Annotated in this window: 17 protein-coding genes; 6 read left to right on the top strand and 11 right to left on the bottom strand. The window is 58.1% G+C overall.

The genetic code is table 11. The features are described from left to right. Nucleotides 1-566 precede the first annotated feature (566 nt). The 7 genes from AC1DNK_RS21980 to AC1DNK_RS21950 form a co-directional block, all read right to left on the bottom strand. On the bottom strand, nt 567-1,397 hold the full coding sequence (locus AC1DNK_RS21980) for an alpha/beta fold hydrolase (RefSeq protein ID WP_477943359.1): 831 nt from the start codon (nt 1,395-1,397) through the stop codon (nt 567-569). Between the two features lie 168 nt (nt 1,398-1,565). Further along, nucleotides 1,566-2,186: a glutathione S-transferase family protein gene (locus AC1DNK_RS21975; RefSeq protein ID WP_477943329.1), complete on the bottom strand. Its 621-nt coding sequence runs from the start codon at nt 2,184-2,186 to the stop codon at nt 1,566-1,568. A gap of 582 nt (nt 2,187-2,768) precedes the next feature. After that, complete coding sequence (locus AC1DNK_RS21970; protein WP_477943328.1) at nt 2,769-3,176, bottom strand: DUF302 domain-containing protein; 408 nt, start codon at nt 3,174-3,176, stop codon at nt 2,769-2,771. Nucleotides 3,177-3,185: 9 nt separating this feature from the next. Further along, nucleotides 3,186-3,605 (bottom strand): DUF983 domain-containing protein, encoded by a 420-nt coding sequence (locus tag AC1DNK_RS21965; protein WP_477943327.1) that lies wholly within the window; start codon nt 3,603-3,605, stop codon nt 3,186-3,188. A gap of 28 nt (nt 3,606-3,633) precedes the next feature. After that, entirely contained in the window at nt 3,634-4,098 is a 465-nt protein-coding gene (locus tag AC1DNK_RS21960) for a nuclear transport factor 2 family protein (RefSeq protein WP_477943326.1), read from the bottom strand. A gap of 10 nt (nt 4,099-4,108) precedes the next feature. Further along, on the bottom strand, nt 4,109-4,738 hold the full coding sequence (locus AC1DNK_RS21955; protein ID WP_477943325.1) for a pyridoxamine 5'-phosphate oxidase family protein: 630 nt from the start codon (nt 4,736-4,738) through the stop codon (nt 4,109-4,111). Between the two features lie 38 nt (nt 4,739-4,776). Continuing rightward, entirely contained in the window at nt 4,777-5,745 is a 969-nt protein-coding gene (locus AC1DNK_RS21950; protein ID WP_477943324.1) for an MBL fold metallo-hydrolase, read from the bottom strand. Nucleotides 5,746-6,265: 520 nt separating this feature from the next. On the opposite strand from AC1DNK_RS21950, the gene AC1DNK_RS21945 reads away from it, so the two are divergent. After that, on the top strand, nt 6,266-7,102 hold the full coding sequence (locus AC1DNK_RS21945; RefSeq protein ID WP_477943323.1) for a response regulator: 837 nt from the start codon (nt 6,266-6,268) through the stop codon (nt 7,100-7,102). 22 nt (nt 7,103-7,124) lie between these two features. Here the strand turns inward: AC1DNK_RS21945 and AC1DNK_RS21940 are convergent, their stop codons facing one another. Continuing rightward, nucleotides 7,125-8,288 (bottom strand): PIN domain-containing protein, encoded by a 1,164-nt coding sequence (locus AC1DNK_RS21940; RefSeq protein ID WP_477943322.1) that lies wholly within the window; start codon nt 8,286-8,288, stop codon nt 7,125-7,127. 189 nt (nt 8,289-8,477) lie between these two features. On the opposite strand from AC1DNK_RS21940, the gene AC1DNK_RS21935 reads away from it, so the two are divergent. The 5 genes from AC1DNK_RS21935 to AC1DNK_RS21915 all read left to right on the top strand — a co-directional run bounded on the left by AC1DNK_RS21935 (nt 8,478) and on the right by AC1DNK_RS21915 (nt 15,305). Then, nucleotides 8,478-9,245, top strand: a complete 768-nt coding sequence (locus AC1DNK_RS21935) for an alpha/beta fold hydrolase (protein ID WP_477943321.1) — start codon at nt 8,478-8,480, stop codon at nt 9,243-9,245. A 45-nt stretch (nt 9,246-9,290) separates the two neighbouring features. After that, on the top strand, nt 9,291-10,235 hold the full coding sequence (locus AC1DNK_RS21930) for a helix-turn-helix domain-containing protein (RefSeq protein ID WP_477943320.1): 945 nt from the start codon (nt 9,291-9,293) through the stop codon (nt 10,233-10,235). A 26-nt stretch (nt 10,236-10,261) separates the two neighbouring features. Then, nucleotides 10,262-10,810 carry a carboxymuconolactone decarboxylase family protein gene (locus AC1DNK_RS21925; protein WP_477943319.1) on the top strand — a complete coding sequence of 183 codons (549 nt, stop codon included), beginning with the start codon at nt 10,262-10,264 and terminating at the stop codon, nt 10,808-10,810. A gap of 176 nt (nt 10,811-10,986) precedes the next feature. Continuing rightward, the gene (locus AC1DNK_RS21920) at nt 10,987-12,135 is read left to right on the top strand and encodes an efflux RND transporter periplasmic adaptor subunit (protein WP_477943318.1); all 1,149 of its coding nucleotides are present in this window, start codon (nt 10,987-10,989) and stop codon (nt 12,133-12,135) included. After that, entirely contained in the window at nt 12,132-15,305 is a 3,174-nt protein-coding gene (locus AC1DNK_RS21915) for an efflux RND transporter permease subunit (protein WP_477943317.1), read from the top strand. Before AC1DNK_RS21920 ends, AC1DNK_RS21915 begins: the two co-directional genes overlap by 4 nt. 94 nt (nt 15,306-15,399) lie before the next feature. Here AC1DNK_RS21915 and AC1DNK_RS21910 read toward each other — a convergent pair whose 3' ends face one another. From AC1DNK_RS21910 to AC1DNK_RS21900, 3 genes are read right to left on the bottom strand one after another with little or no spacing between them, the layout of a single operon-like run. Next, nucleotides 15,400-17,295, bottom strand: a complete 1,896-nt coding sequence (locus AC1DNK_RS21910; RefSeq protein WP_477943316.1) for an AAA family ATPase — start codon at nt 17,293-17,295, stop codon at nt 15,400-15,402. After that, a complete protein-coding gene (locus AC1DNK_RS21905; protein ID WP_477943315.1) occupies nt 17,292-17,807 on the bottom strand; it encodes an ABC-three component system middle component 5 in 516 nt (171 codons plus the stop codon). Before AC1DNK_RS21905 ends, AC1DNK_RS21910 begins: the two co-directional genes overlap by 4 nt. Beyond that, a complete protein-coding gene (locus tag AC1DNK_RS21900; protein ID WP_477943314.1) occupies nt 17,800-19,089 on the bottom strand; it encodes an ABC-three component system protein in 1,290 nt (429 codons plus the stop codon). Before AC1DNK_RS21900 ends, AC1DNK_RS21905 begins: the two co-directional genes overlap by 8 nt. Nucleotides 19,090-19,106: the final 17 nt, after the last annotated feature.

Below are 19,106 nucleotides of genomic sequence, written 5' to 3'. Positions count from 1 at the left end.
GCACGAAGCTACGTTAGTCAAGCGCGAGTAGCAAAGACCTCGATACCGTCCATCTGATGACCAGCCGCAAAAACGAATGCCAGCCAGGCCGATCCGAAGGTAAGCATACGACCTTTTCAAGATGGGTATCGTCCCTGAGGCGCGTCTCTGCCCCTTGTATTTAAAAGGTCATATTATGCCCAACCCTCCGCCCGGTCGAAAAAGTTTGTGTGAGGTTGTGTGAGATAGCGTTAGTTCGGCACTCAGAGCCGCTCGCGACTGCAGAACTAAATGGAGGAGGTCACCTGTGGATAGAGATCGGCTTGCACGGCTCTAACCGCCTCTACTCGTGGCTAGGCTTTGTCTAGCGGCATGACAGCTCCGGCTCGCCCCTAGATCATACATCTTCCCAGTTCAGGGTCGATTTCCTTCAGGAAGAAGCTCGTCGTTCTACACAGGGCGCACCCAGTCTTTGGTCTTGCACTTGTCGTCGGTTGGCGGTCGCATCGCACACGCCCTGTACTCATGGATGCAAGAATGCCTGGGTCGCCCGTGCTCGCGATCCCAGGCTTCACTTACAGGAGCCCTCAGGTTTTGATGAAGGCAAGGATATCCGAGTTGAGCTCTTCGGGATGCGTCGATAGCATTCCGTGCGGATATCCTTCATAAGTTTTGAGCGTCGCATTCTTGAGGAGCTTGGCCGACAACGGGCCGGAGTCGGCGTAGGGCACGACCTGGTCATCGGTGCCGTGCATGACCAGCACGGGTACCTCGATCTTCTTCAGATCTTCGTTGAAGTCCGTTTCCGACCAAGCCTTGATGCACTCGTAGTGGGCATTCGCGGCACCCATCATTCCCTGATGCCACCAGTTGTTGATCAGCCCCTGCGAGATTTTCGCGTCGGGCCTGTTGAAGCCGTAGAACGGCCCGGTTGGCACGTCGATGTAAAACTGTGCCCGGTTGTCGGCCAATGCCTTGCGCAATCCATCGAAGACTTCCATGGGAAGGCCACCGGGATTCTTGTCCGACTTCACCATGACCGGAGGGACGGCGGCGACGATCACCGCTTTCTTGACGCGGCCGGGTTTGGCGCGGGCTACGTAGTGCACCACCTCGCCGCCTCCTGTCGAATGGCCGACGTGGATGGCGTTCTTGAGGTCGAGTGCTTCGACCACCTCAGCGACATCTGCTGCGTAGGTATCCATCTCGTGCCCAGTGCGACTGTGGGACGAACGACCGTGACCGCGGCGGTCGTGAGCTATGACGCGATAGCCCTGGGCAATGAAAAATAGCATCTGATTGTCCCAGTCGTCGCTGCTCAGCGGCCAGCCGTGGTGGAACATGATCACCTGGGCGTCCTTCGGCCCCCAGTCCTTGTAGAAGATCTCGGTGCCGTCCTTTACTTTGACAAAGCCCATTGTCTGGTTCTCCGTTCTTGATTGCTTCGGGTGGGTGGCGGCCCCTGCTCCCGGAACGATCGTCAGCGCAAGGGCTGCAGCGGATCCGGCTATGAGGGCGTGTCTTCTCGTCATCGAGAGATCGATTGGCGGTGTCATTTTCAAACCTCTGTTTGAGGAGCGTCACAGTCAGGCATATGAGGCGTTGACGCTGGCTGGCGTCTTCACGAAGGGTACGAAGTGCGGAAGGGCTTCGATGCGGCCCAGCCACGACTGAACATGCGGATAGTCCGTGAGGTCGATGCCGCCCTCGTCGGCGCGGGCGACGTATGCGTAAAGCGAGATGTCCGCGAGGGTTAGCCGTCCGGCGGCAAGCCAGTCGCTAGTTTCGAGTTCGGTATCGAGAACCGTCAGCAGCCGATGGGCACGGCCAAGAACCTCTGTTGGCACTGGCGCCGTGCCGAACAGTCGGATCCGACGAGCCGTCGCCAAGCCGTAGGCAACCTCGCCCGCAGCTGCAGAGAACCATTTCTCGGTCTGGGCGGCGCCGATCGGATCCTGCGGCAGCCAGTCCTCGCGATTGAACTTTCGTGCGAGGTAGACAAGAATTGCGTTCGAATCCGAAACGAGGAGGCCGTCATCGTCGAGTACAGGAACCTGGCCGAACTTGTTCAGTTTGAGGAATTCGGGTCTCCGTTGCTCGCCTTTCATGATGTCCACCAGCACCAGTTCGACAGGCACGTTCAGCAACGAGAGAAGCAGACGAACGCGGTGCGAGTGGCCGGATAGTGGATGATAGAAAAGCTGCATTCCGATCTCCATCGCCAACGACCCCTGTCGTTGCATTGCGAGGCCAGTATCCCGACTAGGAAGAATTCGGTCTTTCTGAATCGTCGGGTGGTGGGGTATTCGTCACGAACGATTGAAGTGGGCCTGCGGCCGACAGCTTTTCGCCCGACCATATTTCAGAGAGAGTGTCAAAACTCGCTCTGCCGTTCCGAAGATTTCACCCATTCGCACCTGTGAGGATGTTGCTGGGCACGGATCGCGGAGACTAAAGCGGCAGTGCGAGGCTCAATCGTAAAGGGGCGCTTGCAGCGCCTGTGCTGTCGGAGCGAGAAACGCTCCGATCCCGCCTCACGAGGTTGGGACGGCGATGGGAAACCGGGCCATGGCGCATTGGCGGAGGGAGGATGTTCCACCCGGATGCCACCTTAGTCGCGATGCCCAGGGCTTGGCGTTGTGCCAGAAGCGAAAGCTTTTGAGAATGCAATCGACACTCGCGGCTTCAACCGTTTGTGACGAATAGCTGTGGGGCACGCGACGCCTCTCTTTCGAGTTGCCAATTGAAGGCAATCCAATCCGAACCACGGCTTCGGTTGAGCTGGAATGTCATCTCGAAAGGGCCACAGTATCTCGATGGGCGCCGACGGCCTCCGCGATCAGTCGCTGCGCCCCATCGAATTTGGCTGCGTCCGCTTCCTTGACACCGAGCGCTTCAAACATCTCGGAGATCAGATGATAAGCTACAGCGGCACGATCTCCTGGCAGCTCGCGAACCAGTATCCGCATTGGCAAATCGAGGGCCGAGAGGGGGGTGTCGTGCATGACCGGAGTTCCGACAATCGGGTTGCCGTAAATCAGAACACGTGTCTCCGGCATTGCCAAACCATGTTCGCGCGCAGCATTGGCGTGATCGATCTCAGCGAACAGCGTCATCCCGGCTTTGCCGATTGCAGCCCTGACCGCTTTCAAAGACTCATCGAAAGTGTGCGTCGTCCGGTGTTCGATCGGTTTCACTGAGAGCTCCTACTCTGAAAGAGTGTCGCCGCTTCGAGAAAGCTTTCCCTCTTCGGCCTTATAGAAGTACTGGGAGGCGACGAGCCAGCCCTTCAACGGACGGAGTGGGGGAATGCATGTGAGCACAAGGAAAGGCCCGGTCACGAAGATCTGCGTCCATATGGATGCCTGGTAGGCGACGGCGAGCCAGACTGAAAGCAGCACCGTCGGAATGCATGCGAAGCAAATGACGAAAAACGCGGGACCGTCTGCAGGATCCGCAAAGGAATAGTCCAGTCCGCAAACCTCGCACCCCTTCCGCAGCGTGAGAAACCCATCGAACAGGTGGCCGCGTCCGCACCTTGGACACAGCCCTCGGATTCCTGTTCGGTAGGGCGACAACGGCGAAAAATTTTCGTTGGTGGTATCGACGTGTGCACGCTTGGACATAGTGTTCTCCATGTTGCAATGGATCGCGTCAAAACCCGAAGTGGCTAAGCCCCCAATGACCGTCAGGACGGCGGCCTAACGGCCATCTGAACGCCCGCTCCTCGTCCTTGATGATATGCTCGTTTATGGACGCGTGGCGATACTTCATCAGACCATCGGCATCGAATTCCCAGTTCTCGTTGCCATAGGCTCGAAACCAGTTGCCGCCATCATCACGGAACTCGTAAGCGAAACGAACAGCGATCCTGTTTCCGGAGAACGCCCACAACTCCTTGATCAAGCGATAGTCGAGTTCCCTCGTCCATTTGCGCGTGAGAAACGCCTCGATTGCGGGGCGGCCGACCACGAATTCCGCTCGGTTGCGCCAACGACTGGCGACCGTGTAGGCGAGAGCCACCTTGGCGGGATCCCTGGAGTTCCAGCCGTCTTCAGCGAGACGGACCTTTTCGATCGCACTTTGGAGGGTGAATGGAGGCAACGGCGGTCGTGTCATCTGTCGATCCCTATCCCGGTTGGGTGGCTGCAGCCTTGAGGGCGGCTACTTCGGCTTCCAATTCCCTTATGCGCGCATCCCTCGTCTCGATGGCCTTGAGAACCTCAGCGGCCTCGAATCGGAGGGGTATGTGCTGCGGGCAGTTTGCGTCCCAGGCCGACACGTTGAAGAGCAGCACCTGCTCGGGACGCACCGAGTAGTCCTTCGGCATCAATTGTTCGACAAGCTCATGGTCACCTTCCACGAAGCTGGCCGTACCCCAGATTTTCACACGCGAACGACTACCATAGTCGATCAGGAAAAGATGGGCCTTGTCGTTTTCGACCAGATTTCCTTGCGTGATGAACTGTCGGTTTCCTAAGAAGTCAACGAAGCCGATCGTGTTCTCGTTGACTACACGCAGAAAGCCGGGCGGTCCGCCGCGATGCTGCACGTAGGGCTGGCCCTCCGCACTCGCCGTCGCCAGGAAGACGCTGATCTGCTTTTCGATAAAGTCCTTGAGGTCCGGGGTGATCGCGGTTGCCCACCCTCCCCGTTCCTCCATCCGGGAGTACGACCGTCGGGACCCTTTGCGCTCCTGGATAGCCTTCACGCTTGGCGTGAACGCGACGTCGCTCGAGATCTTATGCTCCGTGTCCATCGCGCTCTCTCCAATGGGGTCTTTTGCAGAGAATGCCTTTAAACCCCTTCGTAGACAACGCGCGTGAACAGCGCTGGCGGGATCACCCATTGACCGAACTTTGCGTCCCACTGCTTGGTGGGATTGGCAGCGATCGTCTCTTCGACGGTTCGCCCTTCCTTCTTAAGCTTGGCGACGGCGTCCCTGGCCCCGACAAGCATGTCGCGCCATTCGATCAGATCCTGCCTGTTCGCGATCTCGCCGTGCCCCGGAATGACGATCGTCTCCTTGTCGATCATCTTGATATCGGCCTCGGCCGCGGCGATCTGACCGTCGATACTGCCCCCCGTGGAATTGTCGATGAAAGGATAGAGACCGTTCCAGAGTGTGTCGCCGACATGGATCACGTTCGCATCCTCGAAGAACACCGAAAGATCGCTGTCCGTATGAGCTGGCGGATAGGCTTTCAGCTTTATCGTTTTGCTGTCTAGCTTGATCGTCTCGGAGTTTCCCTTCAGGAGTCTCGTTGGCAACGCTCCCTTGGGCGAAGGTGGAAAATCGAAGTTCCAGTCCTCCACGCGCGTAGCGGCTTCCAGATGCTTGAGGGTGTTGGGGTGCGCCAGAATCGCGGCGCCTTCGGACTTCAGCCACTCGTTGCCATCGGTATGGTCGAAATGCCAGTGGGTGTTCACGAGATGGGTGATAGGGTCCTTGCTCAGCTCAGCCAGCGCGGCTTCGAGCTTCGGTCGCGTCGCCGTGATCCCGGCGTCCACAAGCAGCTTTCCGTCCTTCCCGGTGATCACACCGACATTGCCGCCGGAGCCGACGAGAACACTAACGCCATCGCGCAGCTTGATCGTCGTGATGTCAGCTTTGGCGGCAGCCTCGCGAATAATGAGAACCTGACTCTTCGCGGCGGCGAACGCCTCTCGTGGCGTGAGCCATTGACCAGTTGCGGCCAAAGCCGCCCCACCAAGGCAGCAGAGGCAGAACCCACGTCGTGACAAGGCGAAATCGTGCTTGTTCATTTTCCCGTCTCCTTCAGTTGGCGTTGAAATTACGAAAAGGATGCCACCACGCAGGGAGGATTGCGTGGTGGCGGCCTCGATCTAATTCGGCCGGGTTTCGATCGAGGAGAAGTCGATGGACTGCCCCACTGCCGTGTCGAAAATTCCGCCTCCCACTCTTTGAGCCGCTGGAGCGGTGACGAGCACTATGTAACTCGTCACGCCCCACCAGCTACCTCCTCAACAGCTACGCCCAAGCGCGTCCGGCCGCGAGCTAGTTTCCGTAAGCCAAAGTGAGTTGACGTGAGTTGACTGGACGGAACGCAAACCCACCCGAAAACCTAGACCAAAGTCGAGGAAATCGTAGCCAAAACCTAGCGCGTGCTGACCTAAGTCGGATTGTACATCTCTGCACCCGTTGTTACCGTATCCTGGAAATCGCACCATCGGAGATCGCTATCCGCGCGTTGCGGGCATTGAGACAGGCGAAACACGATCCCGGCGGCGCGACGACCAGTTGCAGCAGGCGGGGGAGTGAGCCATGCAGGTCCAATTCAGCGAAACAAGCTACACTACGCATACGAATGCCGTCGACATCAGCGTCAATACGGGCAGCCGCGAAGGCGCAGAGGATGTAATCCGCTTCGGACGTTTCGTCGCAGTCCCTCACTCCAGACAACTGTTCATGGACGGTCGCCCTAGAGAGATCGGCGGACGAGCCTTTGACCTGCTGATGGTTCTCCTCAAATCGAATGGCGGCATCGTCAGCAAGGACGAGATCCTCAACGAGGTGTGGCCCTCCATGGTCGTCGAGGAGTGCAATCTTCGCTTCCAGATCGGGTCGTTGAGGAGGGCACTCGACGACCGTGGGCACATGGTGAAGACGATCGTACGGAGAGGATACATGCTCGTACGGGAAGAGGCAGCCTCTGCTACAGATCCGGCACCGATTATCGTCGGCAAATCGTCCGCGCAGCTTCAAACCAACGGCTTTGCCAAAAAGCCGTCCATCGTCCTGATTGAGGACGACGAAAGCGTCCGCCGCGCTATCGCCGGACTTCTCCGTGCCGAAGGCATGACGGTGGCGCCATTTGCGTCCGTGCGCGAGTACCGCGAGAGCGAACTCTCGGATCAGCCCGCCTGCATCATTCTCGACATCTGCCTCCCCGATCGTAGCGGCCTCGATTTCCAGGCCGACCTCGTCAAGACAGGGCTTTGGTATCCAATCATTTTCATAAGCGGCCAGGCCGACGTCCCGATGTGCGTCCGCGCAATGAAGGCTGGAGCAGTCGAGTTCCTCACGAAGCCAGTCCGGCATCAGGATCTACTGAGCGCGGTCGATTTAGCAGTCGGACGTTTGCAGCTGGAGATGAGCTGAAGTTCTACAGGACCACCTGCATTCAATTTTGGTCGTAATCATCATGCTCGAAAACACCGACCTCCCCCAGCTCGATCTCGAGATACGTTGAGTCAAGTTCGCAGTCTTGGACCTCGATGTACTCGTTTTCCCCAGCGAGGTCCTGAATAGTGATCTTGACCGTCGCTCGCATTTCGATTTCTTCATCGACGTGAAGCGTGCGCCCGCCCATTCCGACGGATTCACGGTCGACGCTGTCCCAGACGGAAAACTCAAGTTCGACTGGTACCCTTACAGTCAAGTTCAGCGGGATGCTAAGGGTCACGTCCATTGTGCTCTCGTCCACAGCCTCCAGATCGATAAAGTCGATTTCGTTCGGGTCCGGCCAGACGACCTTCCGCAGCTCGCCTCCCCAAGCATGTGCTTCCATTTCACCTGAGCTAGCCGTCGCATCCACGGTGAACTCGAGCCGTTCGACAGCACTCGCTAGGTAGCCACGCAAATCGGGCTTGCCGTTACCTTCATCGAGCCAGGCTCGCATTGCCGCCCGAAGCAAAACCGGAGGATCGTTGAGTAACGTAAGAGCGCGTTCGACGCTTGTAACGAGATGAAGCCGCGCGGACTTAGCGCAGTACGACTGCCAGTCCCCGTCCTTTGAGACGACGATGATTCCCTTCTTCCTGTCCTCAGCGACCCGTTCCAACGCAAAAAGCGCGAGAGCGTCTGGGAATTCACTTTTCTTAGCCCCTGTACCGAAAGGTGGGCTTCCACCGAAATACGCGCTGAAGAGCGTAGCTGTGTCGACGTGAGCGGTGTCATCAAGCACCTTGCAGTGTGTAGCCTCGAGATAGTTTTGGAAACGTTGCTCGGCGGCGTCGCTGGCAGCTCGTCCACCGGAGATCTGGTCTATCAGCTCGTCCCTGGTTGGCTCTTCAGTTTCAAAAGCGCCGAGAGCCATGCCAACAGCCTTCCGTGCTGCCCTAAGCGCGTCCTCGGACGATCGCTCGAGATGGCGTCGGATTTCACGCGCAACCGTCCCTGAAAGCAGGAAGTCGAAATGCAGCGCCTCCAGTCGACTGAGGGCTTGAAGGACTGATCCATTAAGCTGAAGACCCTTCTCGTCGAAGATGTTGGTGTCGACAGAGATGGCCGTGATGTCACCGTTTGCGAGCAAGGTGGAAAGGTCAGAGTCTTCGATTATCGGCATGATGCATTTTGTCAGGATGGTCGCCGATTCGATAGGCTCGTTTAACGAGCCTAGTCGCGCCGCACACCACAACTCACGCCACATCTCGACATCTCACAACACGCTACAGGGATCAGACTGTAGCTTCAGGGAAACGAAACCAAAGCCTTGGGGACTGCGGTCCGGGGCGCTGACCGAGGTTTGATTTCCATGAAGAAACTGCTCTCTACAACGGCAATGATCGCAGCGCTGTTCCTCGCCCAAGGCGCCCTCGCCGCCTCGAAACCGACTATCGTGCTCGTCCACGGCGCCTTCGCTGAATCGGCAAGCTGGGACGGCGTCGTCGCCAAGCTCCTGAAGGGCGGCTATCCGGTCATCGCGATTGCCAATCCGCTCCGGGGACTGAAAATCGACTCCGACTACGTTTCCACCGTCGTGAAAACCATCGACGGCCCGGTCGTACTCGTCGGCCACTCCTACGGTGGCTCTGTCATCACCGACGTGGAAGAGACCAACGTCAAGTCGCTTGTGTTCGTTGCGGGCCTAGCTCCCGACAAGGGCGAAAGCGTCAGCGATCTCGGCAAGAAGTTCAAAGGCAGCACTCTTGGCGAGACGCTGGCTCCCCCGGTCCTTCAACCGGACGGCAAGCACGACCTCTACATCCTGCAAAGCAAGTTTTGGATGCAGTTCGCGGCTGACGTTCCGAGGGAGAAGGCCCTCCTTATGGGGGCAGAGCAGCGCCCGATCGCAGCAGAAGCATTTGAGGATCCTTCGGAAGAAGCATCGTGGAAGAAGCTGCCTTCGCACTTCATCTACGGATCCGAAGACCGGAATATTCCGCCTGCGCTCCATGCATTCATGGCCAAGCGAGCGAACGCGAAGGAGTCGGTCGAGGTCAAGGGGGCGTCCCACGTCGTCATGATCTCGCACCCGGACCTCGTCTCGGCAATGATCGAGCGCGCCGCCGACGACAAATAGACATTGGCTCAGCCGAAAAATCAAAATTCCCGAAAGGATCAGACGATGCGAACGGACATCGCTATCAAAGTGAGCCTAGGCGTCACTGGCAACGTCTTCGAGACGTTCGACGACTGTCTCCACGTCGAGCATTTCGACGTCGCGGACCCGAACATATCCCTGGCGAAGCTCACCCGCGAAAACGGCACTCGGGCGATCACAACGTCCCTTGCTTCCGGTGTGGGGACGTTCGTCGTCGCGGCGCGAGATTCCGAATTGCGCCTCGAACAGAAGGGGCGCCTCCTTTATCAGGGCGTGATGATCGAGGACAGCGTCACCTTCGTCGAAGGGTCCGATCCGATCTCGGTCGAGCTCGAGTCAGAAGCCTGCCTCTATGTTCTGACTTTCCTTCGGGAACGTTATCACTGGCCATGTGAGGTAGTCGGCGGCCGCTTCAATATCCGGGACCTCCGCTTGACGGAGATCATAGGCGAAATGTCGGACAGCTCGGCCACGCGTCGCAGCGAGCTGAGCCGCACCTTCTCGAACCTCGCGTTTGACCGCTATCGGGAACTACCCCGAGTGCACCCCCTTTCAGCGTGGCGGCTGAACCGCGTCAAACGGTTCGCGGAGGCTCGGCTCGACCAGCGGATGACGCTTGAGGAACTGGCAGACGTTGCGGGCTTCTCTCGCGCTCACTTTGCCGCGACGTTCAAGGCAGCGACTTCGATGAGCGCCCACGAGTTCATCCTTCGACTTCGCATCCAGACGGCTGCAAAGCTTTTAATGGGAACGGACATGCCCCTCGTGGACATCGCACTCCAATGCGGGTTCCAGAACCAGCCACACTTCACGACTGTTTTCAAAAAGCTGACCATGTCCACACCGCGAAGGTGGAGAAATGCCCGACGCGGTCTGCCGACCCCTGCGGTCCCAGGGCTGGTCCGCCGCAACGCTATCGTTGAGCTTCCGGCACGACACATGGCAGACGCGCCGCGCGAGCTGCACTGAACATCAAAAAATAAAGGAGTTCCGAGATGACACGCATCCCTCTTCATCCCTCGATCGAAGCGGCGCCAGAAGCGGCACGACCCACGCTGGAAGCCATCAAAAAACAGATGGGCGGAGTGCCAAACGTTTTCCGGATGATGTCGAACAGTCCTGCCGTCCTCGAAGCATACGCCTCGCTTAACGGCGCGCTTGGAAAGGGCAAACTCGACAAGAAAATCCGGGAACGGATCGCCCTCGCAATCGCGCAGAAAAACGGATGCAGCTACTGCCTGGCGGCACACACGTATACCGGAACGCATGTGACGAAACTCAGCATAGACGAGATCGCAGCAGCGCGCCGGGGCGGATCCTCCGATGCCCGCGCCGACGCCGCAGTCAAGTTCGCGGTGAAGGTTGCCGAAGAGCGGGGCAGCGTTTCGGAAGATGAACTGCATGCGATGCGGGCGGCGGGTTTCGACGACGGCGAGCTGCTCGAGATCGTCGCCCACGTCGCTGCCAACACGTTCACGAATTACATGAACGAGGTGTTCAAGACTGAAGTCGATTTCCCGAAGGTGGACCACAACGCCGTCTGAAGGAAAGCCGTCGGCAGGTGTCCGCCTCGCCTGTCGACCAAGTGCAGCCGACCCGATGGAGACCCCGTCGTCTCTCCTCGTCGCTCCACGCGTCGGCTGCACGCCCCAGAGGCGATCACAACGAAGAATATCTCGGGAGGCGAGAGCCAAGGGGCACGCCGCCGATGGAGTCTCCCATGCAAGCCACCATTTTCCGCCCCGGCCTCTTCTGCGGCATCCTGCTCATCTCGGCGGAGGTCGGCCAGACCCAGAGCACGCCGCCCTGGGTCACGGTCGCTCACCCGGTAGTCAGAGACGTCGTCGACAACGACGAATTCATCGGGCGCTTCGACGCTGTCGAACAGGTGACGGTACGATCGCGCATCGGTGGTTACCTGCAGGAAATCCATTTCGACGACGGTGCTCTTGTGAAACAGGGAGATCTGTTGTTCGTGATCGACCAGCGACCGTATGTGACCGCCTTCAACGAGGCCACCTCGGCGCTCGAAGTCGCCCAGTCCACGCTCACCTACTCGGACGCCCAGTACAAGCGTGCCCAGACGCTTTCACAGAACGGCAGCCAGTCCGTAAGCATTCTCGACGATAGACGCCGCGAATGGATCTCGGCGCAGGCAAACGTGCGCGGAGCTCAGGCGGCACTCGCCAGAGCCTCGCTCGACCTCGACTACACGAAGATCACTGCTCCGATCAGCGGCCGGATCGATCGTCACCTCATTTCACCTGGAAATCTGGTTCAAGCCGACGCCTCCGTGCTGACCACAATCGTCACTCTCGATCCGATCGACTTCTATTTCGACGTGGACGAGCGCCGTCTGCTGAACTTTCAGGAAACCGCCAAGGCCCGAGGCGTCGATCTGCAGGCATCCGGCGGCGGCGTCGACGTGAAGGTGACGATCGGCGACAATTCGAAGAAGGAATACAGCGGAAAGCTGAATTTTGCCGAAAACCGAGTGGATCCGGACAGTGGGACGATGCGGGTTCGAGCGAGATTTCCCAACCCCAACCTTACACTTCAAACCGGGCTCTTCGGCCGCATACAGGTGGAGGCCTCGAACACCTACAGAGCGGTGCTTGTGCCGGACGAGTCCATCGGATCCAACCAGAACGAACGTATTGTGTTCACCGTTTCCGCCGATGGTGTGGTCTCCACGAAGTCGATCCGGCCCGGCCCGCGCCTATACGGCTATCGTGTCATCCGTGAAGGATTGGACGGCACGGAAACGATTGTCGTCAACGGCCTGATGCGGGTTCGTCCAGGGTCAAAAGTGAACCCTAAGATGACTGAACTACCGCAGACCGCGGCAGAGCAGGAGGCGGCTCGATGAGGTTCGCACACTTCTTCGTCGATCGGCCAATTTTCGCGGCCGTGATATCGATCCTTCTGGTCGTGGTGGGAGGCATCGCCTACACCCAGCTGCCAGTTTCGCAATATCCGGAAATCGCGCCGCCCACCATCATCGTGAGGACGTCCTATCCGGGCGCCGATCCGCAGACGATTGCCGATACGGTATCCACGCCACTCGAGCAGCAGATCAACGGCGTCGAGGACATGCTCTACATGTCGTCGTATTCCAGCGCCGACGGTGCGATGTCCTTGACGATCACCTTCAAGCTCGGCGCCGACCTCAACAAGGCGCAGGTGCTCGTACAGAACCGGGTCGCAATCGCCCTGCCCCGTCTTCCGCAGGAAGTGCAGCGTATCGGTGTCACGACCGACAAGAGCTCGCCCGACCTGATGATGGTCGTACATTTGCTGTCGCCGACCCATCGATACGATCAGCTCTACGTTTCCAACTATGCCCGCAGCAAGGTGCGCGACATCCTGCTGCGCCTGGACGGCGTGGGTGACATACAGTCGTTCGGCGACCGACAGTACTCTATGCGCATCTGGCTCGATCCGGAAAAGCTGTCGGCATACAACATGACGGCGGACGACGTCGTCACCGCCCTGCGCGAGCAGAACGTGCAGATATCCGGCGGCCGCATTGGTGCTCCTCCAGTGATCGGAAGGAATGCCTTCGAATATACGGTCCGCTCCGAAGGACGATTTTCGGATGCCCGCGAGTTTCGCTACGTGATCGTAAAGTCCACGGAGAGTGGGCGTCTGGTCGAGTTGCAGGACGTCGCGCGCGTCGAACTCGGCGCCCAAGACTACGTCACGAACAGCTACCTGACCAACGACCCCGCGATCGCTCTCGGCATATTCGCCCGACCCGGCACCAACGCGTTGTCGACGGCCAAGCAGGTACGCGACATCATGGCAAACCTGTCCAAGAACTTCCCCGAAGGCCTTGAATATCAGATCAATTACGACACGACCGAGTTCATCGAGGACTCGATCTTCGAGGTCTACCGGACCATGGCTGAGGCTGCGATCCTCGTAGCTATCGTTGTCGTGATTTTCCTCCAGTCTTGGCGCAATGCGCTCATTCCAATCATCGCCATTCCGGTTTCGCTGATTGGCACCTTCGCATTCCTTCTCGCATTCGGCTTCTCCCTCAACATGCTCACCCTGTTCGGGCTCGTGCTTGCGATCGGGATCGTTGTGGACGACGCCATCGTGGTCGTCGAGAACGTGGAGAGAAACCTCGCCCGCGGGATGACGCCCAAGCAAGCCGCCCACGTAACGATGGACGAGGTCGGAACAGCCGTCGTCGCCATTTCCTTGGTGCTGATCGCGGTGTTTGCGCCGACCGCATTCATTCCCGGCATCTCGGGGCAGTTCTACAAGCAGTTCGCCGTCACCATCTCGGTCACGACAGCAATATCGGCATTGAACTCGCTAACGCTCTCACCTGCTCTGGCTGGCATCCTTCTCAGGAGCCACGACAGCACAGCGAAACCCAGGAATCTCTTCACTCGGGCCGGAGCTGCCGTTGCGAATGGCTTCAACGCAGGATTCGACAAAGTCAGTCATGGCTACTCGTGGATCGTCCGAAAGCTCGTCGGCGGCTGGATCGGGAGAACCGCATCCCTGCTCGTGTTCGCGTTCCTGCTCGGAGCGACGTGGTTCGTTTCCACGATCGTACCCTCTGGCTTCGTTCCTATCATGGATCAGGGCTACGCGATCCTTGTGATCCAGTTGCCCGACGGAGCCTCGCTGGCACGGACGGACGAGGTCGTAAGGAAGGTCGGAACGATTGCCAAGGCGGTCCCCGGCGTTCGAAATGCAATCCAATTTCCCGGCTTCAGCGGCGCCACGTTCACGGCGGCGTCGAACTCGGGGGTCATCTTTACGCCGTTCAAGTCGTTCGAGGAGCGTGAGGCAATCGGCGCATCGGCCGACAAGATCATCGCAGAACTGAACTCGAAGGTTCAGGAGATCGAGGAAGCATTCATCATCGCCATCCCGCCACCGTCGGTACGCGGGGTCGGCAACGCGGGTGGCTTCAAGATGCAGATCCTCGATGAAGAGAATCCGGACATGACGAGAGCGCTTGGACTGGCGCGCGAGATTATGTCCGAGGCGGCGACCACGGAAGGACTGACGGGCGTCTTCACGACGTTCTCAGATTCCAGCCCCGAGTACTATCTCGCCATCGACCGCGACAAAGCCCGGTATCTCAACGTCCCCATCAGCAACGTCTTCAGCGCTCTTTCGATCAACTTGGGAACGTCTTATGTCAACGACTTCAACGCGTTCGGACGTGTTTATCAAGTCAGAGCACAAGCCGATCGACAGTTCCGGATGGACAAGGACGCTATCCTGGCGCTCAAGGTCAGATCCGCGAAGGGTGCGTTGGTGCCACTCGGCACCTTGATGGACATTCAGGATACGAGCGGCCCTACACTCGTCCAGCGGTACAACATGTACGTCTCCGTTCCACTGCAGGGGAATCCCACGCCTGGGACTTCGACGGGAACCGCCATCGCCAAGATGGAGCAGCTGGCCAACAAGGTCCTGCCCCCTGGTGTTACCTTCGAATGGACTGAACTCGCATACCAGGAGACGCACACAGGCAACACGGGCGTCTACATCTTTGCGCTCTCGGTCGTCTTCGTGTTTCTGGCTCTTGCTGCCCAGTACGAGAGCTGGGTGCTGCCACTGGCAATCATCCTGATCGTACCACTGGCAGTCCTTGCGGCGCTGATAGGCGTATCGTTGCGCGGAATGGACAACAACGTACTCACGCAGATCGGGTTGATCGTCCTCATCGGGCTTGCGGCCAAGAATGCGATCCTGATCGTGGAGTTCGCCCGCCAAGCTGAGGAGGATGGCAAGTCGGTAGTGGATGCAGCTGTTGAGGCAAGTCATCTGCGTCTCCGGCCGATCCTCATGACAGCGTTTGCCTTCATCTTCGGCGTCCTGCCGCTGGCAATAGCGACAGGTCCGGGTGCAGAGATGCGCCAGTCGCTTGGCACCGCCGTGTTCTCCGGCATGCTCGGAGTCACTTTCTTCGGATTGTTTCTGACCCCGGTGTTCTATGTGGTTCTGCGGTCTATGCGGAGACGCCCAGTTGTCCGGACGCAACCGAAGTTGGAGGTCGTGAAGTGATGTGTGGACCAGAAGCCGGCGGCACCATATTTTCGACGTCGCGGATAGAAGGTCCGCTGTGGATGTCAAACCGCTCGAAACTTCGGTCCGCTCCTCAGTTCAAAGAGCGAGCAGCCCGTGTGTATCGCCGACCGACGATCATCGAAGTTCCGTCGAGTTCAGGCGCGATCTTCGAAGTAGTGAAGATGATCTGATGAGGGATGTTGGCTTTCTCGGAGAGAGAGACGATCAATCGCTGGAAGTTCCAGGAACGCTCTTCGACCATTCCCTTATCTTCGACATTGTCGAACATGATCCAGCGAGGAAGTTTGAAGTCCTTGTCAAGCAGAGAGCTAGCTAGCAACGCGAGGGCGAAGCTGTTCTTCAAGATGACCATTCCGCTCGCGCTGCCGCCGCGGTTTTTTTCATTGTTGATCGCTATCCAGTCGTCGGCAAACGAAAATGAGACGTGCTGGACGTCACCGAAATCGCTGTGTTCCTGCAGGTCTCGATCAAGCAGCTGCTTTGCCTGCGTGGAAACCAAGGTGTTTGCCAGCAGCTTGCGCTTGTTCTGCGCTCGTTGGATCGCGTCGATTTCGCCCCGCAACTTGGTGATACGGATGTTCAGGTCTTCCTTGTCGTCGGAAGCTTTTGCAATGCGTCTCGAGAGTTCAAGCCGCTTTTGCAAGCCTTCTAGCTGACTGTCGATAAAACCTATCTTCCTGCTCAAATCTGCAATGGCTGTTTCGCGTCCTGTGACCGCACCTGTTTGATCAAGCTCGAATGCGGACATCGCCCCACGCAGAGTCTGCCGACCTACGCGCAGAGACGCCTTCTTTGCTTTCAGCTCGACTTCCCGTTCGGCCTGGAGTGCTTCCGATTCCTTCAACTGCATTTCGAGATCGAGGCGAACCGCTAGTGTCCGGGAATCCTCTTCCCCATCCGTGCGCTTTGTATCGCACAGTTCGCAATGTCCGATCGTTTTTGGATGCACGGGCGCGAAGCAGGACGGGCAGAATTCGAAGGACAGATGTCCAAGGGCGGCAAATGTGACGGTCGCGTCGTCGAAATCCGAAAGAGATTGCTTCAGATGTTTGATGAACTCTTCCGCGTCGGCAATTTCGTACTCGAGGGTCTCGATATCGCTTTCCAACGTCGCGACCGCGCGCCGAGCCTGCCCGTATTCCCTGGCATTGCGCGTACGAAGCGCCTTCACCTTTTCCTGATCAGCAAGATCGTCCCTTGCCACAGACAATGCTTCGATCGAACCTAGGAGGCTGGTCCTTTGCTCGTTCATTTGGGTCATGGCGGAGTTGATATGCTCAATGAGAATATTCTCGCCGTAGCCTGAGGCTATAGCTACCAGGTTCCGATAGTTCGCAACCGCTTCCTTGTATTTTTGCTCGGCTGCCCTCAGCTCGATTTGCTTGTCAAAGAGGTCGTAGCCACCTATGCCTAAAAGAAGATCGCCGATGACCTGTCTTGTTTGCCACGTATCGAAATTCTCTACCCGAAATATGCGCTGCACTGGGGTAAGTTGATCCACATAGAGCAACCTGAGGATCTGGTGCATCGTGATGTTACTGGCACCGTCGCTGATCGACTCCGGAAGGCCAATCGCTTTGAACAGAACTTGACTGAAACTGTATCCATGCTCGGGACGGCGATAGGGCAAGTCCTGCCAGCTGTCATGACCAGCGTCGATTGCAACGTCCATGGTGCCGAAGAAAATAGACATCGGACGGAGGGAGTCCGTGGAGACGTCACGTCTCAGGGTTAGCACTCCCGCAGGGGTGAGAACTTGCAAAAGCACTTGAGTTGCGCGTGACGCGGAGTCCTTCCATTCTCGCAGATCACCGCCCAGCCCAAAGAATATGAAATCGGCGATGGAGGACTTTCCGGAGCCGTTGGATCCATGAATGATGTTCACGCCAGAATGAAAAGGCTCGTCGTAAAGGACGTTAGCGCCGCGTGTCACCAGCAAGCGCTGGATCTGCAGTGAAGCGATCATGTCACGGGCCCCCTAGTAGGTAACCCTGCGCGTCGGACGAGTCCTTCTTTCCCAGTCATGGAGAGCGAGCCTAATCCATCGACCAGGAAATTTACCAAAGGTCTGTCAGCTTCATTCTGCGATGCCGCATGGCGGAGGAGTGTGGATGGCGTCTGTGCACGGTCGAGGAGTGCGTTCCGCACCTTCAAGTCGTCCCGATGAAGGATGCCGAGCCCAGCCAATCGCTTTAGAGCTGTGAGCTGATATAGCTGCAGATCCTGCCACACCGAGGCGGTCCCAGGGAGCTTGACGAAGGATTTGGTCTCGGGTTCCACGCCCACGGCGCGGAGGTTCTCCCGGAGCTCGGACGTAAGCCTTAGACGGTGAAGGAGCGGTGGAAACATCAGATACATGTCCAGAATTCTGAGCTGCTCAAGGGGTATGGACCCGTCCCTGGCTTGAAGCAGACGGACCATACGAAAAATGCAGTGATAGGGGTCGCGCGCGGCGTACCAAACCCGATAGCTAGCCATTGTCCCAAGCCACGTGGCAGTTACCAGCAAGATAGTACAGGGCGCCATCTACGAGCCCCGCGGTTAAAGCTTCTCCATCGGACTCGACCTCAGCACAGGGAGAAATCACGTCTTTCTGGATTATCGTATCCACAGTTCCAGCACAGCCTCCCTCCGCAATGGCCCGGACCACGTGGCGCTTGAACCTGCTCTCGACGTCCGACATCAGACGGGTATAACGGGTAACGGCCGCGGGTTGGGCAATGTGGCGCTGCAGCGCCATGTTGAACATCTCTTTTTTTCGCTTGGCGTCACGCACTGCGTACGCGCGGCCCGAATCTTTCAGCTTCTGCTCAAGATCCCGGCGGTCATCTTCGGCGACGGTCGTGAAGTATTCGAAGTCTCGAGCGATATCTGCGGACACTCCAGCAACAGTCTGTGTCGCGCCAGTTCCGGCGGCGGCCCCAGCTTGCGCTGTTCCCGAAGACTGGCCTAGTGCCGAACCGCCACCGTGCTCGGGCGATGTCGCCGGATCCTTCAATAGACTACGGATCAACCCGCACACCGATTTGAAAACCGGAGCGTCCTTGCTTTCTGGCTTGCAAATCCTCAGATGGTCGGTCTGAACAGCAATCGGTTCGCAGCCGAGCACGCCCGGATTAGCCGTGACCTTGTCGACAATGAATATGCCGCCAACCTGTTCGGTTTCGTAGTACGCCCTCACCTGGATCTTCTGCATGCCTGCTCGGGAGCGGAAAAAATCGTTCAGATCGACCAGACCGTCCTCACCATAAACAAGTTGCTGCGTCTGTTTACTGAGAAAGCGGCGTAGCAGCTGGTCGAGTGACGAAGCGAGCGACGCCCCCGCGTGGGGTGTGCCGAGAAAAGCGATCCCGACGATCGAGCGCCCGAGCTCTCGGTACTCTGGGTTCATCGAGTCCGAACATCGACGCAGCATTTGCTTGACTATCAATCCGCCGAGACTATGGCAGATGAACAACGTGCGAGACGACTGGTTTTCACGGTTCGTCAGTGCGTCCGCTAGTGCGAGCGCGATGTCGTGCAACGACGCACCCCCGCCCTTTAGGAAGCCTGCAAGTTTCTGCGAGTCATATCCAAAACTCGATACTCGGCAGTTCGCGAATTTTTCCGCGAGCCAGCGTGGCCAAAAGCTTTTCGGATCAGTCTGCCAGGTCTCCACCTGGTCACCACCGAGACCATGGACGAAAACTATGTCGAGCGCTGGGGCGGACGGCGATTCAAAACCACCGTCCATGAAAACTTCAATGATTCCCTCGGACATTTCTCGCCCCGTTGTCA

Source organism: Rhizobium sp. 01N424, assembly GCF_056399485.1.
Note: the sequence above shows the minus strand (reverse complement) of the source record. Positions and strands in the feature narration are given on the sequence as shown.